At 70.3% G+C, this 23,432-nt stretch carries 19 protein-coding genes, 2 pseudogenes and 2 riboswitches; of the genes and pseudogenes, 8 read left to right on the plus strand and 13 right to left on the minus strand.

Translation table 11 applies throughout. From position 1 onward, the window contains the following. Positions 1-290: 290 nt before the first annotated feature. On the minus strand, positions 291-3,596 hold the full coding sequence (locus tag EER30_RS40305) for a S8 family serine peptidase (RefSeq protein ID WP_127507040.1): 3,306 nt from the start codon (positions 3,594-3,596) through the stop codon (positions 291-293). Positions 3,597-3,768: 172 nt separating this feature from the next. On the opposite strand from EER30_RS40305, the gene EER30_RS40310 reads away from it, so the two are divergent. The 3 genes from EER30_RS40310 to EER30_RS40320 all read left to right on the plus strand — a co-directional run bounded on the left by EER30_RS40310 (position 3,769) and on the right by EER30_RS40320 (position 6,747). Then, positions 3,769-5,115: an alpha/beta hydrolase gene (locus EER30_RS40310; RefSeq protein ID WP_205650633.1), complete on the plus strand. Its 1,347-nt coding sequence runs from the start codon at positions 3,769-3,771 to the stop codon at positions 5,113-5,115. A 16-nt stretch (positions 5,116-5,131) separates the two neighbouring features. Continuing rightward, entirely contained in the window at positions 5,132-6,352 is a 1,221-nt protein-coding gene (locus EER30_RS40315; protein ID WP_127507044.1) for an MFS transporter, read from the plus strand. A 65-nt stretch (positions 6,353-6,417) separates the two neighbouring features. Beyond that, on the plus strand, positions 6,418-6,747 hold the full coding sequence (locus EER30_RS40320; protein ID WP_127507046.1) for a DUF6188 family protein: 330 nt from the start codon (positions 6,418-6,420) through the stop codon (positions 6,745-6,747). Between the two features lie 5 nt (positions 6,748-6,752). Here the strand turns inward: EER30_RS40320 and EER30_RS40325 are convergent, their stop codons facing one another. The 3 genes from EER30_RS40325 to EER30_RS40335 form a co-directional block, all read right to left on the minus strand. After that, positions 6,753-7,454 carry an anti-sigma factor family protein gene (locus tag EER30_RS40325; protein ID WP_127507048.1) on the minus strand — a complete coding sequence of 234 codons (702 nt, stop codon included), beginning with the start codon at positions 7,452-7,454 and terminating at the stop codon, positions 6,753-6,755. After that, positions 7,451-8,407 (minus strand): DUF1996 domain-containing protein, encoded by a 957-nt coding sequence (locus tag EER30_RS40330; RefSeq protein WP_240670611.1) that lies wholly within the window; start codon positions 8,405-8,407, stop codon positions 7,451-7,453. The genes EER30_RS40325 and EER30_RS40330 overlap by 4 nt, the downstream gene beginning before the upstream one ends. A gap of 121 nt (positions 8,408-8,528) precedes the next feature. Continuing rightward, on the minus strand, positions 8,529-10,442 hold the full coding sequence (locus EER30_RS40335) for a zinc metalloprotease (protein WP_127507050.1): 1,914 nt from the start codon (positions 10,440-10,442) through the stop codon (positions 8,529-8,531). Between the two features lie 388 nt (positions 10,443-10,830). Between EER30_RS40335 and EER30_RS40340 the strand changes: the two genes are divergently transcribed. Then, positions 10,831-11,904: a tetratricopeptide repeat protein gene (locus EER30_RS40340; protein ID WP_127507052.1), complete on the plus strand. Its 1,074-nt coding sequence runs from the start codon at positions 10,831-10,833 to the stop codon at positions 11,902-11,904. A gap of 117 nt (positions 11,905-12,021) precedes the next feature. Beyond that, positions 12,022-12,192, plus strand: coding sequence for a hypothetical protein (locus EER30_RS47625; protein WP_164842661.1), 171 nt, complete (start codon positions 12,022-12,024; stop codon positions 12,190-12,192). Between the two features lie 57 nt (positions 12,193-12,249). On the opposite strand, the gene EER30_RS40345 is transcribed toward EER30_RS47625, so the two are convergent. From EER30_RS40345 to EER30_RS40360, 4 genes and pseudogenes are all read right to left on the minus strand, one after another. Then, on the minus strand, positions 12,250-13,308 hold the full coding sequence (locus EER30_RS40345; RefSeq protein ID WP_240670612.1) for a lysylphosphatidylglycerol synthase transmembrane domain-containing protein: 1,059 nt from the start codon (positions 13,306-13,308) through the stop codon (positions 12,250-12,252). Between the two features lie 85 nt (positions 13,309-13,393). Beyond that, the gene (locus tag EER30_RS40350) at positions 13,394-14,722 is read right to left on the minus strand and encodes an L-serine ammonia-lyase (RefSeq protein WP_127507054.1); all 1,329 of its coding nucleotides are present in this window, start codon (positions 14,720-14,722) and stop codon (positions 13,394-13,396) included. A 29-nt stretch (positions 14,723-14,751) separates the two neighbouring features. Further along, a riboswitch (glycine riboswitch) is annotated at positions 14,752-14,857 on the minus strand. Next, positions 14,858-14,951, minus strand: a riboswitch (glycine riboswitch). It lies immediately after the preceding riboswitch. 114 nt (positions 14,952-15,065) lie between these two features. After that, on the minus strand, positions 15,066-16,241 hold the full coding sequence (locus EER30_RS40355; RefSeq protein ID WP_127507056.1) for a glycosyl hydrolase: 1,176 nt from the start codon (positions 16,239-16,241) through the stop codon (positions 15,066-15,068). Positions 16,242-16,280: 39 nt separating this feature from the next. Beyond that, positions 16,281-16,940: pseudogene (locus EER30_RS40360) on the minus strand (carbohydrate ABC transporter permease); the annotation flags it as partial. Between the two features lie 93 nt (positions 16,941-17,033). On the opposite strand from EER30_RS40360, the gene EER30_RS40365 reads away from it, so the two are divergent. Continuing rightward, the gene (locus EER30_RS40365; protein ID WP_164842662.1) at positions 17,034-17,873 is read left to right on the plus strand and encodes a tyrosine-type recombinase/integrase; all 840 of its coding nucleotides are present in this window, start codon (positions 17,034-17,036) and stop codon (positions 17,871-17,873) included. Positions 17,874-17,918: 45 nt separating this feature from the next. On the opposite strand, the pseudogene EER30_RS40370 reads toward EER30_RS40365, so the two are convergent. Together EER30_RS40370 and EER30_RS40375 are read right to left on the minus strand one after the other, a co-directional pair. Next, positions 17,919-18,470: pseudogene (locus tag EER30_RS40370) on the minus strand (sugar isomerase domain-containing protein); the annotation flags it as partial. Further along, entirely contained in the window at positions 18,467-19,393 is a 927-nt protein-coding gene (locus EER30_RS40375; RefSeq protein ID WP_432417591.1) for a MurR/RpiR family transcriptional regulator, read from the minus strand. The gene EER30_RS40375 and the pseudogene EER30_RS40370, both read right to left, overlap by 4 nt. 86 nt (positions 19,394-19,479) lie before the next feature. On the opposite strand from EER30_RS40375, the gene EER30_RS40380 reads away from it, so the two are divergent. Next, positions 19,480-20,394, plus strand: coding sequence for an N-acetylglucosamine kinase (locus EER30_RS40380; RefSeq protein WP_127507062.1), 915 nt, complete (start codon positions 19,480-19,482; stop codon positions 20,392-20,394). A 77-nt stretch (positions 20,395-20,471) separates the two neighbouring features. Here the strand turns inward: EER30_RS40380 and EER30_RS40385 are convergent, their stop codons facing one another. Continuing rightward, the gene (locus tag EER30_RS40385; RefSeq protein ID WP_127507064.1) at positions 20,472-21,131 is read right to left on the minus strand and encodes an HAD family hydrolase; all 660 of its coding nucleotides are present in this window, start codon (positions 21,129-21,131) and stop codon (positions 20,472-20,474) included. Between the two features lie 119 nt (positions 21,132-21,250). Between EER30_RS40385 and EER30_RS40390 the strand changes: the two genes are divergently transcribed. Next, complete coding sequence (locus EER30_RS40390; protein ID WP_127507067.1) at positions 21,251-21,751, plus strand: STM3941 family protein; 501 nt, start codon at positions 21,251-21,253, stop codon at positions 21,749-21,751. Here EER30_RS40390 and EER30_RS40395 read toward each other — a convergent pair. Both EER30_RS40395 and EER30_RS40400 read right to left on the minus strand, forming a co-directional pair. After that, positions 21,727-22,245: a carboxymuconolactone decarboxylase family protein gene (locus EER30_RS40395; protein WP_127507069.1), complete on the minus strand. Its 519-nt coding sequence runs from the start codon at positions 22,243-22,245 to the stop codon at positions 21,727-21,729. The two genes, EER30_RS40390 and EER30_RS40395, sit on opposite strands and share 25 nt — an antisense overlap. Before the next feature lie 21 nt (positions 22,246-22,266). After that, positions 22,267-23,409, minus strand: coding sequence for a DUF3500 domain-containing protein (locus tag EER30_RS40400; protein WP_205650634.1), 1,143 nt, complete (start codon positions 23,407-23,409; stop codon positions 22,267-22,269). Between the last annotated feature and the right edge of the window lie 23 nt (positions 23,410-23,432).

The raw sequence follows: 23,432 nt of genomic DNA on the forward strand, positions 1-23,432 counted from the left end.
TCCCGACCCTGGCCACCTACGGAACTCTGGCTCTTTGGCGCGGTCGAGCGGGAGGCCCGGCCGGCGATTTCGCTGCCCTCGGCAGCTGGTGATTGGACGATCAGGTGCGGCCGCTGGGAGCCGACCACCCCGACATCGTGCCGGTTCGTATCGGCCTCGCGCGCTGGGCAGCGCGGCGGCCGGCCCGAGCTTGGCTGACAGACGAGGCCGGCGGCACCGTGGGGTGTCCATGGTGCCGCCGGCCGGACCGGGGCCGGCCGAAGCGCGCCCCCGGGATGTGTCGTGGGGATTTAGTGGTAGCGGTACGCCCGCACGATCGTCTGCCGCACAGTGTTGCCGGCGGAGTCGGTCGCGGCGGCGCGCAGGGAGACGAAGCCCGTGCCGCGCGGGTGCTGGAGCACCGCGGTGGCTTTCTCACCCAGGCGCAGGGCCGGGATGCGCTTCCACGTCTTGCCGTCGTCGAAGGACGCCTCGACGGTCAGCGACCGCGTGGTCGCCTTGGCCGAGTTCACCTGGCGGTCGAGTGAGATCGGCAGGGTGAACAGGCGGCCGGCCGGCGCGTAGTGGTTGATGTCCACGGCCGGGTCGAAGCGGATCGCGGTCATCGGCAGGTTGACCGCCTTGCCGTCGGGTACGTGGCCGGAGCGGAACGTCCACTCGGCGTCGACGACCGTCGACAGGGTGAACGCCGGGTCGCTGCGGAACAGGGCCCGCATGCGGTAGTCACCGGCCGCGGCCGGCACCTCGGACGCCTGCGGGGTCTGCGTGCTGTGGGCGACCTCCTTGCCGTTGCGGTAGATCCACACGTCGACGCTGCCCTCGCCGACGCTGCGCTGGCCCTCGTGTCCGGCGCTGTCGCCGTGCAGCGGGGCCGGGCCGCCCATCGTGTCGCCGAAGTAGCGGGCGGCGAACTGCTGGGCGAAGTCCGGCTGCGGGAAGACCGGGCCGTTCACGCCGGTGGCCCACTTGTCCGTGTACGAGCGACCGTTCTCGTACGTCTTCCAGTCGCCCTGATAGAAGGTGTAGCCACGCTGGGCGCTGGTCGTGCGCCACTGCGCCTTCCCGCTGCTGTAGAAGTACTCGGTCATCGTGCGCGGGACCGCGTCGTAGTGGTAGCTCATCGGCGTGTTCCGGTTGAGGTCGCTGCGGGTGACCGGCGAGTTGCCGACCGTCCGCGGCACCGACAGCCGCGACACCATCACGTCGGCCACGTCCACGCCCATCTGCGTGGTGACCTTGGCGAAGTCCTTCTTGGACAGTTTCTTCACCGCGCCGACCGGCATGCGGCCCTGCTCGTTGAAGTAGGTGTGGTAGACCGACGAGCTGTTGAACGGCGTGCCGTCGGCGTCGCGGTAGCCCCACGTTCCGGCGACGTAGCCCGCGAAGCCGGTCGCCTTGCCACTGCCGGCCGCCCGGCCGGTGCTCAGCTTGGCCAGCTGCACGTTCATCATCGCGCTGTACGGGTCGTTGCTGCCCCAGATCTGCGGGGCCTTCGTACGGATGGTCCAGCCGACCTCGCCGTCGTTGGCCACGGCGTTCTTGTCGTCGACGGTGACGTTGACCGGCTTGGCCTGCCGCCGGTCCATCGTGACCGTCTCGTCCGCGTCGACGACCAGCGCCGGGTCGACCAGCGAGGTGATGTCGGGGTTCTCGTAGTCGCCGGTCAGCAGGTAGGACTGCACGACGTAGCGGCCGGGCTGCACCCGCACCGCGGTGCTCTCGCCGTAGTGCGCGAACGCGGTCACGCTCTCGCGGCCGAGGTCGGTCAGCAGCGTGATCCACTCGTGCGGCTCGTCGCCGAGACCGGGCGTACGGACCGTGAGGGTGTGCCGGGCGATGTCCATCGCGATCGGCGTCACCACCCGCACGCCGTTCGCGGTCGCGGTGACCTGCCCGCCGAACTGCTGGTCGGCCAGGCCCGCGCCGGGCTGCACGGTCAGCGTGACGGCGGCCGTCTTGCCGGCGGGCACGGTCACCGTCGTGGCGTTCAGCTTGAACAGGCCCGCGGGCGCGTCCGAGGTGAGGGCCAGGTTCAGCGTGACGGCCGTCGAGCCTGAGTTGGCGTACGAGATGGTCTTGGTCTGGGTCGTGGTGAGGCGCGCGATGCCGAGGCTGACCGGGTCGGCCGTGACCGACTGGGTGAGGGCCCGCTTGACGTCGACGAAGCCGGCGCCCTGCTGATACGGCGTGAGCTCGGCGTTGGGGTCGGCCGCCGCGGTCAGCGTGGCCTTGAGCTTGCCGGCCCGCCAGTCGGGGTGCTGCTGCGCGAGCAGGGCGACGGCCCCGGCGACGTGCGGCGTGGCCATCGAGGTGCCGGAGATCGAGGCGTACGCGTCGTTGTCGTCGATCGGCGGCAGGACGCCCTCGGACGCGCGGGCCGCGACGATGTTCACGCCCGGCGCGGTGATGTCCGGCTTGATCGCGGCGTCGGCGATGCGCGGGCCGCGACCGGAGAAGTCGATAAGCTCCTTGGTCTTGGTGACCGCGCCGACGGTGAGCGCGGCGTCGGCGCTGCCCGGCGAGTCGATGGTGACGTCGCCCGGGCCGCTGTTGCCGGCCGCGATCACGAAGAGCATGCCGTACTGGGCGGTCAGCTCGTTGACGGCGGCCTCGAGCGGGTCGATCTCGGGGGTGTCCGAGCCGCCGAGGCTGATGTTGGCGACCGTGGCGCCCTGCTGGGCGGCCCACGTCATGCCGGCCAGGATCGACGACTCGGGGCAGGCCTCGGCGTCGCAGACCTTGGCGCTGAGCAGCTTGGCGCCCGGGGCGACGCCCTTGTATCGGCCGGACGACGCGGCGCCGGTGCCGAGGATCGTCGAGGCGACGTGCGTGCCGTGGCCGTTGTAGTCGACCAGGTTGGTGCCGGTGAAGTCGGCCGCGTCGGCGACCTGGCCCGCGAAGTCGGGGTGGGTGAGGTCGACGCCGGAGTCGATGACGGCGACCTTGACGCCGGCGCCGGTGAGGCCGGCCTGCCAGGCGGCGGGCGCGCCGATCAGGGGGACGCTGACGTCGAGGGTCGGCTTGCGCAGGCCGTCGAGCCACACCTTGGAGATGCCCGAGCGCAGGTTGCCGGCGTTCGTGAGGCTCTTCCACAGGGTCGCGGGCGCGTTGCGGTCCTGCTCGTAGGCGGAGACGCCGATGCCCGGCAGAGCCTTCGTACGCTGGCCGCCGTCGGGGACCGCGCTGCCCTGGATCAGCAGCGGCAGCGTACGGCGGGTGTCGCCGTAGCCGAAGCTGAGCAGGGTCGACACGTCGAACAGCCGCTGGTCGAGACGCCCCTCGGCGAGCAGCCGGGCCGCGTCGGCCGGGATGACCCGCACGTTCTTGCCGGCGCTCGAGGTGATGAAGGGGATCTTCTCGCGGCCGGGAGCGGGCGTGACGTCGATGGCGGTCTGGCCGTCGACGCTGCTGACTCGTACGGTGTCGCCGGTGATGAGGGTGACCGCCTGGGGGTCGGCGGCGAACGCCGGGGTCGTCACCGCGGTGGCGGCAGCCGGCCCGGTGGGCGTCGCGGCGGCGACAGCCCCGCCGGGCAGTGCGGCCCACGCCGTCACTCCCGCCAGGGCCAGCACCGACGTGATGCGGACCTTTCGCATGGTTCTCCTTTGCATGAACGCCGATCGGCGTCTTGGCGGGGAAACCTACGCTCACCAAGATCACAAATCGATACCTGTGAGATTGTCCATTGCGCGGGCATCAAAGTGCAGGGTCCCTTTCAGGGGATCACCGGATGCCGTTCAGGGGGTCGGTCCAACGAGGATGAACCCCATGATCCGCAGCCTCGTCGCGTCCCTGACCACCATCGCCACGGGCCTGGTGCTGGCCGCCTCACCACCCGCGGCGGCCCACGAAAAACCGACGGTGACCTGGACCGACTGCGCCGACGGCGTGCAGTGCGGGAAGCTGCGGCTGCCGGTCGACTGGGAGCGGCCACGCGGCGAGACCTTCGAGCTCGCGGTCGCCCGGCGCCACGCCACCGGTGCGCCTTCGCGGCGGGCCGGCACGCTGGTGTTCGGGCCGGGCGGGCCGGGTGACTCGGGCTACGACCGCATCCTGGCCGGCAACCGGTTCTCCCCCGAGATCCTCGAACGGTTCGACACGGTCAGCTTCGACCCGCGCGGCGTCGGCCGCAGCGGCGGGCCCTCGTGCGATCTCTCCCCGGCCAAACCGTGGGTGCTGACCAGCCAGGACGACTTCGATCGAGCGGCCGCCGCGAACCGGGCGACCTGGGACGCGTGCCGTGGGACGAGTCCCCTGTGGGACCACGCGAACACCCTGAACGCCGTACGGGATCTGGAAGCCCTTCGGTCGGCCCTGGGTCTGCCGAAACTCACGTTCCACGGCAGCTCCTACGGCACGCTGCTCGGGGCACAATATGCGGAGCGTTACCCCCAGCGGGTGCGGGCGATCGTGCTCGAGAGCGTCTTCGACCACAGCCTCGACGTGCGCTCTTTTGTCCGGACGCAGGCCGCCGCCGCGCAGGACGCGTTCGACGAGTTCGTCACCTGGTGTGACCGCACCGAGGAGTGCGTGCTGCACGGCGAGGACGTCCGCGCCATCTGGAACGACGTGCTCGACCGTTCCGCCCCCGAGACGGCGTTCCTGCCGATCGCCCGCCTCGGCTCCCCCGACCGCGCCGGGCTGGCGAAAGACATCGCTTCCCTGCGCGCCGGCGGGACTCTGGATCTCAAACTGCCGCCGCTGGTGTCGTCGGTCTTCTGTGCCGACTGGCCCGCCGACGTCAAAGACTTCCGGGCGTACGAGTCCCTGGCGCGCGACGCCCGAGCGGTGGCCCCCGACGTCCGCTACGGCGCAGGCCTGCTCGCGATCCGCACCTGCCTGGGCTGGCCGAACCCGGTCGCCAACCCGCCGCGGGCGTTGCACGTGCGGACGAGGACCCCGCTGCTGCTGCTCAACTCCGTGCACGACGTGCGCACCGGCTACGCGTGGGCCACGAACGTCGCGCGGCAGCTCGGCCCGCACGGCCGGCTGGTCACCTACGAGGGTTCCGGCCACGGGGCCTACCGGAACACGCCCTGCACGGAGGCGGTCGTCGACCGCTACCTGATCGACCTGATCGTGCCCCCGCCCGGAACACGCTGCGCCGCGGCCTGACCGATAGGGTCCCGGCGTGGCAGCCGACGTCGGGACCGGGCAGGGGTGGCGCGCGGACTTCCGGCGGCGGTGGGGGGCGTACGCGGTCAGCGAGGCCGGCAGTGCGCTGGGGTACGCGGCCCTGCCGATCGTGGCCGTGCTCGTGCTCGGGGTCTCCGACTTCCAGGTGTCGCTGCTGAACGTGCTGGCCGGGGTGGTGAGCGCCGTGCTGGCGCTGCCGCTCGCGCCGTGGATCGAGCACCACCGCAAGATTCCCGTGATGGTCGCGTCCGACCTGCTGCGGTTCGCCGCGGTCGCGTCGGTTCCGGTGGCGGCCCTGCTCGACCGGCTGACCTACTGGCACCTGTGCGTGGTCGCGGTCGTGGTGATGGCCGGGCGGCTGGCGTTCGACGCGGCCGGGGTCGCGCAGTTGCGCACGCTGGTGCCGCCGGAGCATCGCGCGGCGGCCAACGGCCGGTTCGAGACGACGCTGTGGAGCGCCAACACGGCCGGGCCGCCGCTCGGGGGCGTACTCATCTCTTGGCTCGGCCCGACCGTCGTGATGGCGGTGGACGCGGTCAGCTTCCTCGGGTCGGCGCTGCTGCTGCGCCGCGTCTCCTCGCCACCGAGTGCCCCGATCGAACGGCACCATTGGGCCCGCGAGATCACCGCGGGGTGGCGGCACATCTTCGCCCATCGCGGGCTGACCGCCCTGTTCTGGAACTCGATGATCTTCGGCGGGTGCGTCCTGGCCCTGACCCCGCTGCTGACCGTCTTCGTGCTGCGCGATCTCGGCTTCCCGGCCTGGCAGTACGGCGTGATCACCGGCGTGGCCGGGGTAGCGGGGGTGGCCGGTTCGATGCTGGCCCGCCCTCTCGGCCGGCGCCTCGGCGAGCACCGTCTGCTGCTGCTGTCCGGCGTGGGCCGCAACCTGTGGCTGCTGCTCATCCCGTTCGCGCCCGCCTCGACGACCGGTCTCGTCATGATCAGTACGGCGGAGTTCCTGCTGGTGTTCTTCGCCGGCATGTTCAGCCCGACGTTCGCGACCTACCGCATGAACGCCACCGGGGACGCCTACATGTCGCGCGTCGTGATGGCCTGGTCCGTGACGAACAAAATCGTCCAACCTGTCTGCATTGCCGCGGCGGGCGCCCTCGCCGCGGTGACGAGCGCCCGCACCGCCATGATCGTGCTGGGGGTCGTGCTGCTCCTCGGGGCGTCGTGCTTGCCCTGGAAACACTGTTTACGGAATCCTTAAGGCTCTCTTATGGCGGTAACGGCTAGCTTCCTGCGATCAGCTCCCGCCAGCCGATCGAGGTTCCCATGCTGCCAGCCAAAGGCGCACGTCCCATCACCCTGCTCATCGGTCAGACCCTGCGCAACGTACGCCTCGAGCCGGCCACGGTCCTGACCTTCTCGGGCGGCAGCCAGGTCGTCATCGAAACGGCCGTCGAGGGCGAGGCCCTGCTGGGCGACGTCGTCCACGCGGCCTCGGTGAGCGACGCGGGCGAGCTGACGCTGGCCTTCACGAGCGGCACGAAACTGCTGGTCGGGGTCGACGCGGAAACCGAGTCGTGGGCGGTGACCGGTCCGGACGGCCTGCTGACCGTGTGCCTGGCCGGGGGCGAGCTCGCGGCCTGGGGCGACGGCTAGGGCTCTCAGACGTCGACGCTGGCGAACTGTTTGCCGGTGGTGGTGACGACGCGGACCGAGCGGACGTCGGCCGGATCGATCAGGGCGCTGCCGTTGAGGGTGGTGCCGCCGGTCTCGCCCGCCGGGGACACCAGCCAGCTGCCGGCCTGCACCGTGTAGCCGTCGCGGCCGACGACCTCGAGGACGCAGCGCTCGCCCGCCGGGATGCCGGAGACGGCGGCGTTGACGCGCACCCAGCCGGCCGCCGGGGCGACCGCGACGGTGATGCGGGCGCCGGTGGTCGGGTCGACCGCGGTGCCGGTGCGGGTGCCGGGGACGGCGGTCGGCTGGCTGGCCGGGGCGGGCTGGGCGAGTTGCTCGGTGGGCGCGGTGGAACGGCCCGCGTAGATGCCGCCGCCGATCGCGGCCAGGGCGGCGAGCGCGGCCGCGGCCGAGATCAGGCCCAGGTGACGGCGACGGCGGCCGCTCGACTCGGTGCGCACCTGGCGCAGCGTGCGCTGCAGCAGCAGGTCGCAGCCGTCGGGCGGGCCCTCGAGCAGCATCGGCTCGGGCACGGCTTGCAGGGCGGCCGTCCACTCGCGCAGCGAGTCGACCTCGGCGCGGCACTCGTCGCAGGTGGTCAGGTGCGCGTCGGCCGCGCGCCGCTGTTCGGGCGTGAGGGTGTCCACCAGGTAGCCGGCTAGGTCGACGTGCTCGGGTGTCGTCATGAGGCGGACCGTTTCGTGGTCGTGTCGTCGCAGGCTACCCCGTCGTTCAGGCAGCTCACCACCCTGTTCATGAGCGGCGCCGGCATGAGGTTGACCAGGAACCCGTGGTCGGTGGCGGGATCGTTGCGCTGCTCGGCGAACGCGTCGATCTGATATCGGGTGCCGGCCGGAACCACGTACGTCATGGTGATGCGCAGGCGGGGCACCGCGAACGTGCCGACCGGGCAGCCACCGCCGTCGGCCGGGAAGACGACATGGCCGCGATGGTCGGGACTGTCCAGCCGTGAACCGTCCCAGCAGCTCGGGAACTCGAAGATCCGCACCACCCGCGTGCCGCCTCCACACAGCGGATACTTCATGGTCCGCCGGTCGGGAGTGTCCGTGCAGCTCCACCACGCGCGGGCGTTGGCGCCACCGTTGGTTCGCGCGTACGCATCCCCGACACCGGCCCGCAGCAGCCACGGCATCGCGACGACCGGCCCTCGCGGGTTCCCCAGATAGGTCATCGTCAGCGACGCCGGCACCTGCGCCGGACCACTGTGATCCGCGTGCCGCAACACCGGCCAGTAGTACGTCGACCGATCGCCGTTACCGCAGGTGGTGGCCTGCCCGATCAGGCTGTCGACGGTCGACTCGGCCCGCACACCGAGGTTGCCGACATAGTCGTGCACGTGGTGCGACGGCCCCGGCCGCCCCGGCGTGACCACGATGTTCGCGGTGTTCCGATGCCCCCTCTCGTTGCGTCCACAGTCCCACGTGTACGAGCCGGTCGCCGCCCCCGCGACCGCCGGAGCGGCGACTGGCACGAGCGCGGCGTCGTCCATCGTGGTGTAGAACCGCTCGTCCGCGCGCTGGATCAGCAACGCGCCCAGGACCACGACCAGGACCAGCACCACTTCGACAACGACTGCGAACGGCACCGGTGCGTGCCGCCCCGCGGAGGCCATCGACATAGCTCGACAATACCGAGCGTGCCCCGCCTGTCACCGTTCGCCGAGGCGCCCCGCCGCCCAGAACGTTCGCTGAGGCGCCCCGCCGCCCGGGACGCTTCCCGGGCGGCACGACGCCACGGTCCTACGGCTGGGCGCGCGGCCCTTCCGGGTCGAGCGTGTCGACGAACTCGTGCGGACTGTGCAGGTCAGTGCCCGCGCGGGCCGCCTTCGCCTCGGCCGCCATCGACTTCGCCGCCGACGCCGGGTCGACCCCCGACTTCTTGGCCGCAGCCACGACCTTGTAGTAGGCGCCCTCGGCCAGCGCGTAGGCCGCCCGGTACTCATGCTTGGCGAAGGCCGCCTTGGCCAGCCCGAGCAGCGCGTCCGCGGCGAGCAGGTCGGCGCGGCCCTTGCCACCGGACGGGACACGGGCGGCCAGCGTGTTCGCGGCCTCCCAGTAGGCGGCGGTCAGGAACCGGTCGCTGTTGTCCCGGTCGAACTGCGAGAAGTCCCAGTTGACGTCGATGTAGCTCATCATCGAGTTGTTCTCGTCGCCGGCCCACGCGAAGAACGTCTCACCGGACGGGCCGTAGTCGACGCCCGTCTCGCTGTCGTAGCCGTCGTGCGGGTGCGACATGCCCAGGTGGTGGCCGACCTCGTGGATCACGGTGGTGGTCAGCCCGTACCCGCTCTCGACGATCTCGGGCGAGATGAAGTTGAAGACGTACGACTGGTCGCCGGTCTCCCAGTCGTCGTCGGCGTAGCCCAGCGCGGGCGAGCCGACACCCTCGGGCACCGCGTAGTTGAACATCGGCAGCTCGTAGTCGACCCGGCCGGCGTCGTCCTTCGTACGGTCGAGGTTCTCGCGGTTGTACAGGAACAGGTTGGCGTCGGCGGGCAGGCCGGTCTCGGGGTAGCAGCTCTCCCCCTTGAGCAGCCCGACGTAGCACTCCTGGTTCTTCGCGTCGAAGGTGAAGTCCTGGTTGTCGTAGCTGAGCTGGTTGCGCCAGCGCAGCTCGCCCAGCTCTTTGAGCAGCAGGCGCGGCGTCAGGTATTGCCCGTCGGCGTTGACCCCGGGCCACCCCTCGTACGTGTTCCCGTCGATGTTGATCGAGCGGGGTGGCTCGGTCGTGGGCAGTTCGGCCGGGTAGAGCGGCGAGGTCGTCATCAGCAGGTTCAGCGCCACATACCGCGTGATCTTGCCGAGGTCACCGGCCAGGGCGCTCGGCGCGCGGTAGCCGTTCGCCGCGTACTCCCAGGAGGGCGGCATGCGGTAGTCGGGCACGCCGTCGCCGTCCACGTCGGCGTTGGTCACGTCGTAGTTCTGGGTCCACGACTCGGGGCCGGCCGACAGGTCGTGGAACCACACGCGGCGGGTGGACCGCAGGCCGGTCTCCTCGTCGTCGGCTGTGGTGCCGCCCCAGGCGATCATCTTGCGACTGTCGCGGTTGGCGCCGAAGTCGTAGCCGGTGTCGGGATCGGGCTCACCGATCTTGGTGTAGACGTGGAACTTGAAGTCGGAGCGGCCGTACCAGTTGATGAAGAAGATCGTGTTGCGCCGGGTGTCGACGCCGCTGGGCGGGTTGAAGGCGAGCCACTTCTCCACGCTGGGCGCGTCGATCGCGTGGTTCTTCGCGATGTCGAGGACGCCGGCCTGCGCGTTGTAGGCGGTCTGATACTCCGTCAGCGGCGCCGGCTTGGCCAGCTTGGCGAGCTGCTTGAAAAACCTGTCCTCGTACGCCCGGTCGGTGTATTTGAACCGGTAGTCATATTTGTAGGTGATGCCGAGCTTCTCCACCACGTCGTAGGTGAGGCGGGAGCGCACGACGGGCTCGTAGGTCTTGGCGAGCTCGCGCGTGAAGGCGGGCTTGCCGACGTTGCCCGGCTCGTAGCCGAGGAAGACCACGTTCACCGGCACGGTCTCGGTCAGCCGGGGCTGACCGCCGGGTGTCAGGAAGTGGTAGCGGTATGCGGGAGCCGCAGCGCCGGCGGGGGTGGCGGAAGCCCCGACCAGCACGGCGACCATCAGTGTGATGAACGCGCCTCTCCGTCTCATGCGGACACGAAACCATCAGTGAGCGCCGATGGGAAGGCCCTGTGGACAGACGGCATCGATAGTGGTCAATTGTGGATAACCGCTGGCCGACCGGCCCATTCCGCTACCGTCGCGGGGCATGAAGGCCGATCCCTCGAACAGGGCTTTGTTGTCACTCGAACGGTGGACGACGTCGCACCGGCGATCATCGGGCGTCCCGGCTCCGCATCGCGCCGCGATCAGGGCGGGCTCCCCCGATCTGTCGCGGACCTGCGAAAGCTTCCGCCCGCCCGGCTCGCCGAGCGCCGCCGCGCCGCACGGCCGTGGTGCGTCGCGCGCTTTGACCGGCCGCTATAAACCGAAGACGTACGCGTCCGCGGATCCCATAGCGCCCGAGGAGGTCGCCGTCATGGGGACGCCAGACTCCGTCCCGGCCACCGAGCGGCAAGCCGCCGTCCCATCGCCATCCGACCAGCCGCCCGCCGCCTCATCAGCGGCAGCCCGGCCCGCCGTGCCGTCGCCCCGCGCGCCCGACGACGCACCGCCGTCGTCGGCGGCGGGGTCGTCAGCGTCGCTCGGGGAGCAGCTCAGGGCCCACCAGGCCGGCACCACCACGCTCGGCCCGCTGCCCACCGTACGGCCGGCGGTGCCGTCGCCCACGGTGCCGAAACAGCGTGATCCGGTGCCGGTGCCCGACGACATCGGCGGGGCGCTCGAGTCGCTCGGCGAGCAGCACCCCGCCGCTGCTCAGTTGCTGTGCCTGTGTTCGGTGCTGCACGCGGCGCCGGTCCCCGTCGACGTTTTCACACGGTCGCTCGACCGCATGCCACGCCCGCTCGGCGGGGTCGCGCCGCTGCAGTTCTCCGGGCTGGTCGCGGCGCTGGTCGAGCCGGGCCTCGCCCATCGGGGCGCCGACGGGTTGCGAGTGCCGGCGCCGGTGCGCGCGGCGGTCCGCGACGATCTGGGTGACGAGGCCGCTGGTGTCTGCCGCGCCTACGCGGGGGTGCTGGTCGGGGCGGCGGTTCCCGACGACGTCGCCGCGCCCTCGACCTGGCCGCGCTGGGCGGCGCTCGCCCCGCACCTGGTGGCGGCCGACGCGGCCCACAGCGCCGACCCGGCACTGCGGGCGGCGGCCTGCCGGCTGGTGGTGAGCCTGCTGCACCGTGGAAAGGCACGGCCGGCCCGCACGATCGCGGCTCAACTGCACGACGGCTGGCTCGAGACGCTCGGCGCCGACCATCCCGACACGCTGCGCTGCGCCCACGAGCTGGCCCGGTCGCTGGTCGCGGCCGGGGCTCTGCTGCCCGCCCGCAAGCTGCTCGACGACACGGTCGACCGGCTGGTCAGCGTCCTCGGCCAGAGCCATCCGCAGACCCGGGTGGCCGCCGAGACGCGCCGTGGCGTCCTGCTGCGCATGGGCGGCATGCCTCGAGCCGACGGGTCGCGCGGCAAGGCCGCCCACCGGCGCCGGAAACAGCCGTGACCGCCGGCACATGTGCGGCGGTGGGCGGACTGTGCCGGTCGCCACGGGCCGCGTTCGTTGCCGCGAGCAACGGTCCGGGTACCGAACGGGTTCCGACGGTGGAGGAAGGCGGCAGCGATGTCGAAAAAGCCCGACCAGAACGAGATGCGCGAAGCGGCACGCGAGGCTCACGAGCACGGGGAGTCAGCCAGCGAGGCCCGGGTCACGCAGGGCGCGAGCAAGCAGCCCGACCACAAGTCCCACCACGAACGCCGCCGCGAGACGGCCCGCCGCAAGGACAACGCCTGAGAACTGGGCACCGGCGCGAGCTCAGCGGGTGGCGGGGTCGCGACGAAGCCGGACGGCTCAGCGGGTCGCGGGGTCGCGGCGCAGCCAGAGGGCGGCCAGGCCACCCGCGGGGATGAGGACCCAGCACGAGATGAGGCGGTAGATGAGGACCGCGGCGGCCGCGGTCACGGCCGTGGCGCCCGCGGCGGTCAGGCCCGCGACCAGGGCGGTGTCGATCACGCCGACGCCGCCGGGGGTCAGCGGGACCTGACGGACGATCTGCACTCCCAGGTAGATGCCGGCGAGCGTGGTGATGCCGACGGGAAGACCCACGGCGTGGCAGGTCGCAGCGAGGCAGAGGAGGTCGGTCAGCCAGTTGACGGCGTAGTAGAGGGTGCCGACGATCCATTCGCGGGCGCGCAGCGCGGCGCCGGCCTGCCACGCCTCGCGGGCCGAGGCGAGGGTGCGGCGCAGGAACGCGGCGATGCGGTTGTCCGGCTTCGGGCGGGCCTCGGCGGTCGCGGCGGCGGGAACCGGGCGGCGCATCAGGCGGCGGCCGAGCAGCACGGCACCCGTGGTCAGGGCGGCCAGCCCCGCGACGACGGCCAGCGGCTGCGCGCCGGACAGCAGGGTCGGGTCGCGGGTCAGCAGCGCCGCGCCGCCGCCGACGTAGAGGACGGCCAGGCCGCCGATCGACGCCAGGCCGGAGACGATCATCGAGGCGGCGGCGATCTCCTTCGTGGCGCCGACGCGCAGGTATTGCTTGCCCGCGTAACCGGCCGAGACCGCCGAGCCGACCGGCATCGAGATGGAGATCGCCGTGCGGGCGAGGGTGACCGCGGTGGCGAAGGGCAGGCTGATGCGTACGCCGAAGGCCTTGAGGATCTGCCGTTGCTGCCAGGCGAAGGCCGCTATCGAGAGCGCCTGCAGGGCCACGGCCAGGGTGATCCAGCGGTAGTCGGAGCCGGTCAGCGCGCCGAGGAACTCACGCGGGTCGGGATAGCGGCCGCGCAGACCGACCACGGCCAGCGCCACCGCGACGACGATGATCAGTGGGAGGCGCAGGCGCGGCCACCACCGGCGGGCCGAAGCGGCGGCGGGTGACGGCTGCCGTAGCTCTGACCGGGGAAGCGACACGTCCGTGATCCTGGCAAACGCGATCAAGCCTCGGCTACCTGCTGTGATCTTCGAGAAGTGGGAAGCCGACGAATGTCACGGAAAGTCAGCACTCGATGACGTTCACGGCCAGTCCGCCGCGGGCTGTCTCCTTGTACTTGACCTTCATGTCGGCGCCGGTCTCCTTCATGGTCTTGATGACCTTGTCGAGGGAGACGTGGTGCCGGCCGTCGCCGCGCAGCGCCATCCGGGCGGCGGTCACGGCCTTCACGGCGGCCATGCCGTTGCGCTCGATGCACGGGATCTGCACCAGCCCGCCGACCGGGTCGCAGGTCAGGCCCAGGTTGTGCTCCATGCCGATCTCGGCCGCGTTCTCCACCTGTTCGGGGGTGCCGCCCATGACCTCGGCGAGTCCCGCCGCGGCCATCGCGCACGCCGAGCCGACCTCGCCCTGGCAGCCCACCTCGGCCCCCGAGATCGACGCGTTCTCCTTGAACAGCATCCCGATCGCCCCCGCCGTCAGCAGGAACCGGACCACGCCCTCATCATCCGCGCCCGGGACGAACCGCGTGTAATAGTGCAGAACCGCCGGGATGATGCCGGCCGCGCCGTTGGTCGGGGCGGTGACGACCCTCCCACCGGCGGCGTTCTCCTCGTTCACCGCCATCGCGTACGCCGTGAGCCACTCCATCGAGTGCTCCAGAGGGTTGCCCGCCGCCCGAAGCTGCCGCGCCGTGGCCGCCGCCCGCCGGCGCACCTTCAGCCCGCCCGGCAGCACCCCCTCGGTGTCGAGCCCGGCGCTTACGCATTCGCGCATGACCCGCCAGATGTTCAGCAGCCCTTCGCGCGTCTCGGCGGCGGGGCGCCACGCGGCCTCGTTGGCCAGCATCAGCCGCGAGATCGACAGCCCGGTCGACGACGTGAGGGCCAGCAGCTCACCGCCGCTCGCGAACGGGTGCGTCAGCGGCGTCGTGTCGGCGCGCACCGATCCGTTCTCGTCGACTACGAAGCCTCCACCGACGGAGAAGTAGGTCTTGCGCAGCAACTCAGCGCCCGTGGTGTCGTACGCGGTGAAGGTCATGCCGTTGGGGTGCCCGGGGAGCGTGCGGCGCCGGTGCAGCACCACGTCGACCTCGACCTCGGACCCGCCGGGCAGGGTGAGCAGCCCGGTGCTGTGGATGCGGGCCGCCCGCGCGTCGGCGGTCGCGACGTCGACGGTCTCGGGGTCCGCGCCCTCGAGGCCGAGCAGCACCGCCTTGGGGGTGCCGTGCCCGTGCCCGGTTGCGCCGAGCGAGCCGAACAGTTCGGCGCGCACGAGCGTGGCGGAGCTGTCGAGCAGGCCGGCGAAGAGCCGGGCGGCGCGCATCGGACCGACCGTGTGGCTGCTGGACGGGCCGATGCCCACCGAGAACAGGTCGAAGACGGACACGGCCATCGGGAGGCTCCTTCGAAAGGCGGTTGGGCCTCCCCCGCTCTGTCATGGGGCCTGAGAGCTTCACCGCCCGGCGAGCCGGACGATTTGCACCTTGGGCGCGGACGCGGGCGTTCACGTCCGGCTTTCCAGAGTTGCCTGGCCACTGCGGTACGGGTGCCTGAGAGATTCTGAGGGAGAAGTTGCTCCTTCGGCGCCCCGCTCGAAACGGGGACTCTCCCGCGGCGGCCTGCGGCAATTGTGCAGTTGTCCCCGCAAGGTAGCGACGTGCGGGGGAACGGGTCAAGATCTTGTGAGGAAGCGGGACGTGACCGCCCCGCTTCCCCCAGATTAACGCGGTGGTGTGTCAGCAGCGGCCGAGGTCCTGCCACTGCTCGGTCCAGCCCGGTTCGGAGCCTTGCGTCCAGTAGCGGGCGCGCCACAGGTGCACGCCGTCGCCGGACTTGGGCCCGCTCGGGTCGCCGAACTTGCTTCTCTCGTGCTTCACCAGATTCCCCCCGGTGTAAACCGTGCTGAACGCCCAGTTCGGCGAGTCACTACAAGAAGTGGCCGGCGGCGGCGTGGTCGTGGGCGGGGTCGTCGGCGGCGTAGTGGGTGGCGGGGTGGTTGTGCACCCACCCGTGGTCGCCACCGTATCGACGAACGTGCTCCCCGCCGTACGGTATCCGGCCGTTCGCGATCCCACCTGAGCCGGCGTCAGCACCTGGTTCTTGGCGAACAAGACCCAGTCAACCTGCTCGATGTACGTCGAGAGGCCGCCGGTGTGGGTGGCGGTGTCGATGAACCACAGGTTCCAGTTGATCGTCATCGTCTGGCGCGGGTAGAACTTGCCCGAGTGGTCCCCCACCTGCACGCCGTCGATGTAGTAGATGACGTGCCCGTTGGCGACTGTAGCCACCAGGTCGTGCCACCCGTCCAGCGACGAGCGCTGTGACGAGTGCACGTTGTCGGCGAACCAGGGCTCGTTGCGATAGGTGTACCAGGTCGTCTGGTAGTTGATCGGCCCGGTCTCGCCCCACCCGCCGTTGGGCAGGTATTCGGAGATGTCGAGCTCGCTGTACGTCGGGTCGAGATCGCCGTTGAGCGGGCTGATCGTGAAGAACGTCTGGTTGATGTGATCGCCGTCGCTGCCGCTGACCGGTGTGTCGGTGAACCGCACCCGGCTGGCGTAGGTGCCCTCGAGGTAGCGCTTCTGCGTCGAGTAGAGCTCGGCGTGCTTCGTCCCGGCCGCGGTGCCGTCGGTCGAGGCGGTCAGCTGCATGACCTTCTGCCCGCCGTTGGTCGGGAACGTGATGCTGTTCGCCGACCAGTTCGCGCCGGGCACGCCGGGGCCGCCCTGGTAGCTGCGCGGCGTCCAGCCGTTGGCCGTCAGCGCCGGGTCGGCGGACGAGGTGTAGTGGAAGTCGTCGAACAGGTAGCCGCAATCCGCCGCGGCAGCCGATGAGGAGGAGAGGGCAACGGCGCCCACTCCGGCCAGCGCGGCCACCAGGACCGCCGCACATTTACGTCTGTCGATCTTCACGAGCAGACTCCTCCCAAGAGGAACGGGGATGAAAGGGAGTTACTTGACCGCGCCGGCGGTCATTCCGGCGCGGATGTGCCGTTGGAACGCGACGTAGGCGACCAGCACCGGGAGCATGGCGATGGTCAATCCGGCGAACAGGCCGCTCCAGTCGCTGCGATACCCCTGGCTGACCGACAGGGCGGCCAGACCCTGCGCCAGGACGTACCGGTCCGGGTCGGGATTGAGAACCAGCGGCAACAGGTACTGGTTCCAGAGCCCGAGGAAATTGAAGATGCCGACCGCGACCAGCCCCGGGCGGGCCAGCGGCAGCATGACGCGGAAGAACACCGCGCTGTGCGAGCAGCCGTCGAGGAAGGCGGCCTCCGCGATCTCGCTCGGCAGGGTGCGGAAGAACGAGTGCAGGAAGAAGACCGTGAACGGCACGGCGTACGCGGCATAGACGAGGATCAGCCCGGGATAGGTGCCCAGCAGTCCCAGTTGCTGCACCACGAAGAAGAGTGGCACCAGGGCCAGGAACACGGGGAAGAACATGGCGGCGACGAATACGTAATAGATCAGCCGGTTGCCGCGGAATTCATAACGGGCCAGGGCGTACGCCACCAGGGAGCCGAGCAGCATGGTCAGCAGCAACGCTCCCCCGACGACGATCAGGCTGTTGAAGAAGTACCGCCCGATGCTGGCCGCCGTCCAGGCCCGCTCTGAGCTGGGGTTTCTTCCCGATCATCCATCATGGGAGGAAACGACGTGGCTATATCACGGGACCTAGTTTGGTCCGCATATGCGAGATCAATGAGACTCAGGAAATTGTCCCCAGAAACAATCGATGCTTACGAGCGCACATATCGATTGTTGACTCGGTGGGCGGAACATCCTGCTGCTGAATGCAAGCGTGCCGAAATTGAAGAATGGATTATCGAAAGGCAGGAAAAAGTAGCAGCAACGACTGTCGCGCAGAATATCCAGAACTTGAAGATATTCTTCAAATGGGCGGTGGCTGAAGAATGGATCAGCAATGATCCCATGAAGAAAATCGAATCACGAAAAGTTGAAGTCCCTCCGCGACGTGTGCTTGATGCAAAAGAAATGCGAGCACTCATTGACGCGTGCAAGGGCACTCGCTACATCGATATTCGCGACCGCGCCATCATCCGCATCCTTTGTGAAGTCGGCACGCCACGACTCGGCGAACTGCTGAATATGCGCATGGAGTCGGTGGACTTTGGTCACGACCTACTTGAATTGAACGGGAAAACCGGCAAGCGATTCATTCCGATCGGAGATAAGTGCGCTCATGTTCTTGACCGGTATATGTGGATGCGGGCCAAGCATCGCCTTTCAAATCTCGATTCCTTCTGGCTTAGTACACGCGGGCCGATAAGCAAACAAGCTGTCCGGGATCTTATAAGCCGCCGTGCCCTTGCTGCTGGCATTCAGGGATCGGTGTTCCCTCACCTCTTCCGCCATGCGACAGCTAGCCGTGCGTCGGCGGCGGGGATATCGGACAGTTTGATGGAACCTCTTTACGGCTGGTCCGATGGGTCTCGCATGCCGAGGGTTTATGGGGCTGCTACACGAGTAGCGAGGGCACAAAGCAAGGCGAGGGATTTGGGGTTGGGCGATCGATTGTAATCTCCTTCCTGTCAATTGCCTGAGAGTGTGAGAAATTCAGGACCAGGGCAGCGCGAGCGTGGCATCGCCGTACGGGGCCCCGTTGTCCAGCACGACGTCGGCGATCTCGCCGAGCTTGCGCCCGCTCGGATGCCGCGACGCGACCCCGGCCGAGTGCCGCGCCGACGTGATCGCGACCAGGCCGTGGCCGCGCTCCTTGACCAGCAGCGCCATCTCGACGACGGCGCCGTTGATGCCGGAGTTGGACGCGATGACGAACACGTCGTCGGGTTTGATCGGCGCGAGTTCGTAGAGCCGGTGCGCGATGTCGGTCCGCCGTTCCACGGCCGGGTCGGCGAGCACCTCGAGGGGTTCCCCGCCGTAGAGGACGATGTCGCGCAGGGCGATCCGGTTGGTGGGCACCAGACCCCCCGCGCGGCCGGCGATCTCCATGGCCAGGGCCTCGGAGTGCCCGCACCCGAAGGCCTGGATCACTCCCCCGTTGCGTACGGCCTCGGCGAGCAGGTCGGCGGCTTGGTTTGTGGCCTCGTCCTGGCGGCCGACCCGGTCGACGACGGCCCGGACCTGTTCGAGGTAGTCATTGCTGGTGACGCTCACGGCTGTCCTTTCGCACGCCCGCGCTTGCGGGTCGGGATCTTCTCGGGCAGTCGGTGGGCGTCGACCGCGCGCACGGTGAGCTCGAGCGCCTCGGCCGTACGCTCGTAGGTGCGCTGCGCGACCGCCACATAGATCAGGTCGAGCACCAGCAGCTGGGAGTGCAGCGCGGAGAGCGCGGCCAGCCGGAACGTCGTCTCCTGCACCGCCGTGGTGAACACGACGTCGGCGACCTCGGCCAGCGGCGACCGGCTGAAACTCGTGACGGCCACCGTCAACGCGCCATGGTCAGCCGCCTCGGCGAGCGTTTCGATCACTTCCCGCGTACGCCCGGAGTGGCTCAACCCGATGGCGACGTCGCCGGGCAGCAGCAGGGCCGCGTTCGTCAGCGCGGTGTGCGAATCCGTGCGGTGCCATACCGGCACCCGGATGCGTTCGAGCCGGAACGCCATCTCCCGCGCCGCCGTGCCGCTGGACCCCAGCCCGAAGATCTCCACCCGGCCGGCGCCCGCGATCGTCGCCGCGACCCGCTCGACCGCGGCCACGTCGAGGCCCGCGGCGGTGTCCTGAATGGCCCGCGTGTCGGCTGCGGTCACCACCCCGAGCACGTCGGGCAGCGGGTCGCCGGGCGCGATGTCGCCGCTGATGTCGGTCTCCCACCGGGCCTGCTCGGCGCGCCCGGTCTCGGTGGCGATCGCGACCCGCAGGTTGGCGTAGCCCTTGAACCCCAGCGTGCGGCTGAACCGCGTGACGGTCGCCGTCGAGGTCCCCGACCGCTCGGCCAGGTCGACGATGCTCGCGTGCGCCGCGTTCTCGGGGTCGGCCAGGATCGTCTCGGCGATGCGCGCCAGGGCCTCGGGCATCTGCGGCCCCTCGATGCGCAGCCGCCCGAGCAGGCCTCCGCTCTCACCGGTCACGTCGGACATCCTTTTCATCGATGGCTGTTGCCGATGAAAATTACGACCGCCACGACCTCTAGTCAATAACTGTTTTACATGTTTCGATTTCCGGCATGAACCTGGTGATCGGCGTCGACGCCGGGGGCACCGCTACGCGCGCGGTGGTGGCCACCGTGAACGGTGAGGTGCTCGGACGCGGCTCGGCCGGCCCGGGCAACCCGCTGACGGTCGGCGCTCCCGCTGCGGCTGCCGCCATGGGTCACGCAGTGCGGACAGCCCTCGGTGCCCTGCCGCCGTCACTGGTGGTGCGGGGCGTGATCGGGCTGGCCGGCGTCAGCGGTTTGCCCAGCGGCCATTCCCCGTACGACATCGAATGGAAAGCGCTGGGTCTGACCGGCCCGCTCGTGGTCGTCGGCGACGCGGTGACGGCCTTCGCAGCCGGGAGCCCCGCGCCGTCCGGGGTCGTACTGATCGCCGGCACTGGCGCGGTGGCCGCCCACGTGACGGGTTCACTTGTGGTGCGTGCGGTCGACGGCAACGGCTGGCTGCTCGGCGACTGCGGCTCAGGGCGCTGGATCGGCCTGGCCGCCCTGCGTGTCGCCGCCCGCGACTGGTCCACACCCTTCGCTGCCACGGTCGCCGCAGAGCTCGACATCCCGTCGGCCGACGCGTTGATCGCCTGGGCTCAGCGCCTGCCGTTCGCCGAGATCGACGCCCTGGCCCCACTGGTCTGCACTCTGGCCGCCGCGGGCGACCCCGCGGCGCGCTCCATCACCGTCGGGGCCGCCGCCGAGCTGATCCGCTCCCTCGACGATCTGGCCGTCGAAGGCCCGGTCGTCCTGTCCGGAAGCCTGCTCACCTCGGAAACCCCCGTCCGCGAGGGCGTCCTCTCGACCCTGCGCGAGCGAGGCGTCCCGCACTCCACCAGCCGAGACCCGGCCGCTGGGGCCGCCTGGCTGGCCGCCCTCCCGCACACCCCGCTCCCACCAGCCGACCTGCACGCCACGCTGCTGCCCTCCCCGGGCTGATCAACCGAAGCGGCAATGGTCGACACGCGCGGCAGAACCACCACTCACCCGGCCGAGTCGACGTTCACGCGGCCGAATCAAACGCTGACGTGTCGCAGGACAGCGTTCAACGGCATCTCCGCCGCACTCCGCAGCAGGACGTCCGCGGCGGCGAATCGGGCCGGCTCGGCGTGCGGATTCGGGACGGCCACACATCGCAACCCGGCCGCGTGGGCCGCATCGACGCCGTGCGGAGTGTCCTCGAACGCGACCGCCTCGTCGGCCGGCAGCCCGAGCCGTTCCAGAGCGAGCAGGTAGACGGCCGGGTCGGGTTTGTGCGCGGCCACCTCGTCGCCGGTCGCGAGCACTTCGAAGCGCTCGCGCAGGCCTGCCTGCCGCAGCATCCCGTCGACGTGCCCGCGGGCCGAACTGCTGGCCACCGCGAGCCGCAACCCCAGCTCGGCGGCCCGGTCGAGCCAGGCTTCCACTCCCGGCAACGGCGTCAACGCGGCGTTCAGCCCGGCCCGATGCTCCATCCGCAGCGCGTGGCTGGCGTCGCGGTCGTACCCCGCCCCGACCGCCGCGGCCAGCGCGACATACCGCGACTCGTTCGCGTCGCCCCCGTGGTCAGCGAAGAACCCGGCCGGATCGAGCTCGAGCCCGTGCCGGCGCCACTCCCAGCGCCAACTCTCCAGCAGCGTCGTCTCCGTGTCCATGAGCAGCCCGTCGAAGTCGAAAACCAGCGCCTTGACCGTCACACCGGCAAAGCTACGTCAGCCGCGGCGGCCTCCCGCACCGATCCGGATCGGCCTGTGACGTCTCTCGCCCCGTCGTGTTCCTCACCAGCCAAAATTGATCATGCCGGTACGCTCCCGCCGTGAATTTCCAGGTCCGCTTCCGTCCCACCTTCAGCTGGCTTCGCATCCCCGCCATCGTCCTCGTCGTCGCGATCGGCGCGATCACCACGGTCGACAACACCGTGTTGAGGGTCGTCATCGGCGTCCCCTCCGCCCTTGCCCTCGGCATATTCCTGATCCCGATCGTGTTCAGCACAATCTGCCGGATACCCGCACTGGTCGTGAACGCCGACGGTGTGCGACTGCCGCTGATGCGCGTCCATCTCTCGTGGACCGATATCGCGCGCGTACGACAGGCGTCCGATGCTCACGGGAACATCCTGCTGATCGTGCCGAGCGACCCGCAGGCCGTCCTCCAACAGGCGCGTCCCTGGTTGCGGGCGGAGGGCCGCGCGGGCATCGCCCGCTACGGCACCCCGATTGCCGTGATGTCGGCGAACCTGGACCGGACCTTCGACGAGATCCAGGAGGCAGTCGCCCGTTTCCGCCCAACGTCTCAGGACGGCGGCGGCGTCAGGTAACCGTGCTCGACGATGCGAGCCGCCCCAGCCTCGTAGGCCCGAGCGTCTTCCGGAGCGAACGTGCCGAGAGCGTCGACGTAGCGGTTGAACATGCTGAAGGCGGCGGCGAGCAGAACCGTGTCGTGGATCTCGAGGTCGGTCGCTCCCGCCGACCGCGCCTCCTCGATCAAGGTGGCAGTCACCTCGTGGCCACCGATGCGCGTCGCGGCCGCCACTTCCAGCAAGGCCCGCATCTTCGGCCCGAGTGACGCGGAGACCGGCATGCCCTCGGCGGCGGCCACGGCCCCGTGCGACTGGGCGCAGTAGGAACAGTCGTTCAAGCGGGAGACGTGGGCCGCGATGTATTCGCGCTCGCCGCGGCTCAGACTGCTGTCACCGCGCAGCAACACCTCGGCGAGCTCACTGAGCGGACGCCCGGTCTCGGGCCGATAGCGGAGCAAGCCCCGAATTCCCGGCGCGATCTTCTCGTCCAGACCGAGATCGATATGTGTCATCGCGGCATCGTCGCACGGCGATCACCGGTGATGGTGCCGCTGATGGGCGGCGAGCACGTCGAGGCCGAAGTCGTTCTCCGGATCGCGCCAGACCGAATGGGCGTGGTTGGCGGCGCGCTGGGTGTTGTCCCACTCCAGGAGTAAGCGGGGGCCCTGCACGCGGTAGTAGTGCGGTCTGCCGGGCTCGGTCGGGCCGGCCCAGGCGAAGTGGACGGCGTCGAGGGCCGCGTCGTCGTACTTCGGCGCGACGGCCTCCGGCACCCGGTCGAAGTAGGTGCCCAACAAGGAGCGCAGCAGGGCACGCTGCCCGGCGTCGAGGTCGGCGCCGGCGACGCCCTTGGGCCGGCCGGTGTATTCCAGCGCGCCGTGGTCGTCCTCCCCGTAGCCGGCCGCCGCGTCGATCGCGTCGCTGGCCGCCTGCAGCGCGCTCTGCTGGGCCGAGTCGGAGAACGGCGAGCGCCAGATGCCGGCCAGCGGGATGACCCGGTCACCCTCGGCGATCGTGCTGCGGTTTCCGGTGACGAGGTCGGAGGGCGCCTTCGACGACAGGATCGCCCCGAGGGCCAGCTCCGGGCTCAGCGACCGGACCAGTTCGCGGGCCAGGTCTTCCACGCGGGCCAGCGGCCGGTTGACCGCCCCGCCGAGAAGCTCGGAGGACGCCGGGTCCGCCCCCATGAAGCACGGCGTCGTCGCGACCAGCAAGCCGTCGACGACCAGGTTGTTCAGCGACACGTGGTGCCCGCCGAACCGCCACCCCCACACGGCATCGACACCGGGTTCCCCGAAGACGCGCAGATAGTAGAGGCCCGGGTCCCGCCCGCGCTCACGGTCGAACCGGGCCACGAACCCCTCGGCGTGGTCGAGGACGTTCTCGAGCCCGATGGTCGTGGCCACCGTGACATAGCCGGCCCGCGACAGACCCGTGGAGACCAGTCGCATCGCCGCCCGCTGCTGAGCCGGCCGCTGCTGGTGAAAGGTCAGCCCGCCGTGATCGGTCGGCGTGTAGAACCAGCGCCGCCGCTCACCGTCGGTCCGCGCGTCCGAGGGCGCCTGCCCCACGGCGGCGTCACGCTGCTCCGCGTCGAGCGAGTTCAGCCACGCCCGTGCCGCCCCGGCCATCGCGGAGGCGACTTCCCCGCGCGGCCCCTCGTCCCCATCCAGCATGCGGCCGAATCTACCGGCCGTCT

Source organism: Actinoplanes solisilvae (assembly GCF_003999975.1).
Lineage (GTDB): Bacteria > Actinomycetota > Actinomycetes > Mycobacteriales > Micromonosporaceae > Actinoplanes > Actinoplanes solisilvae.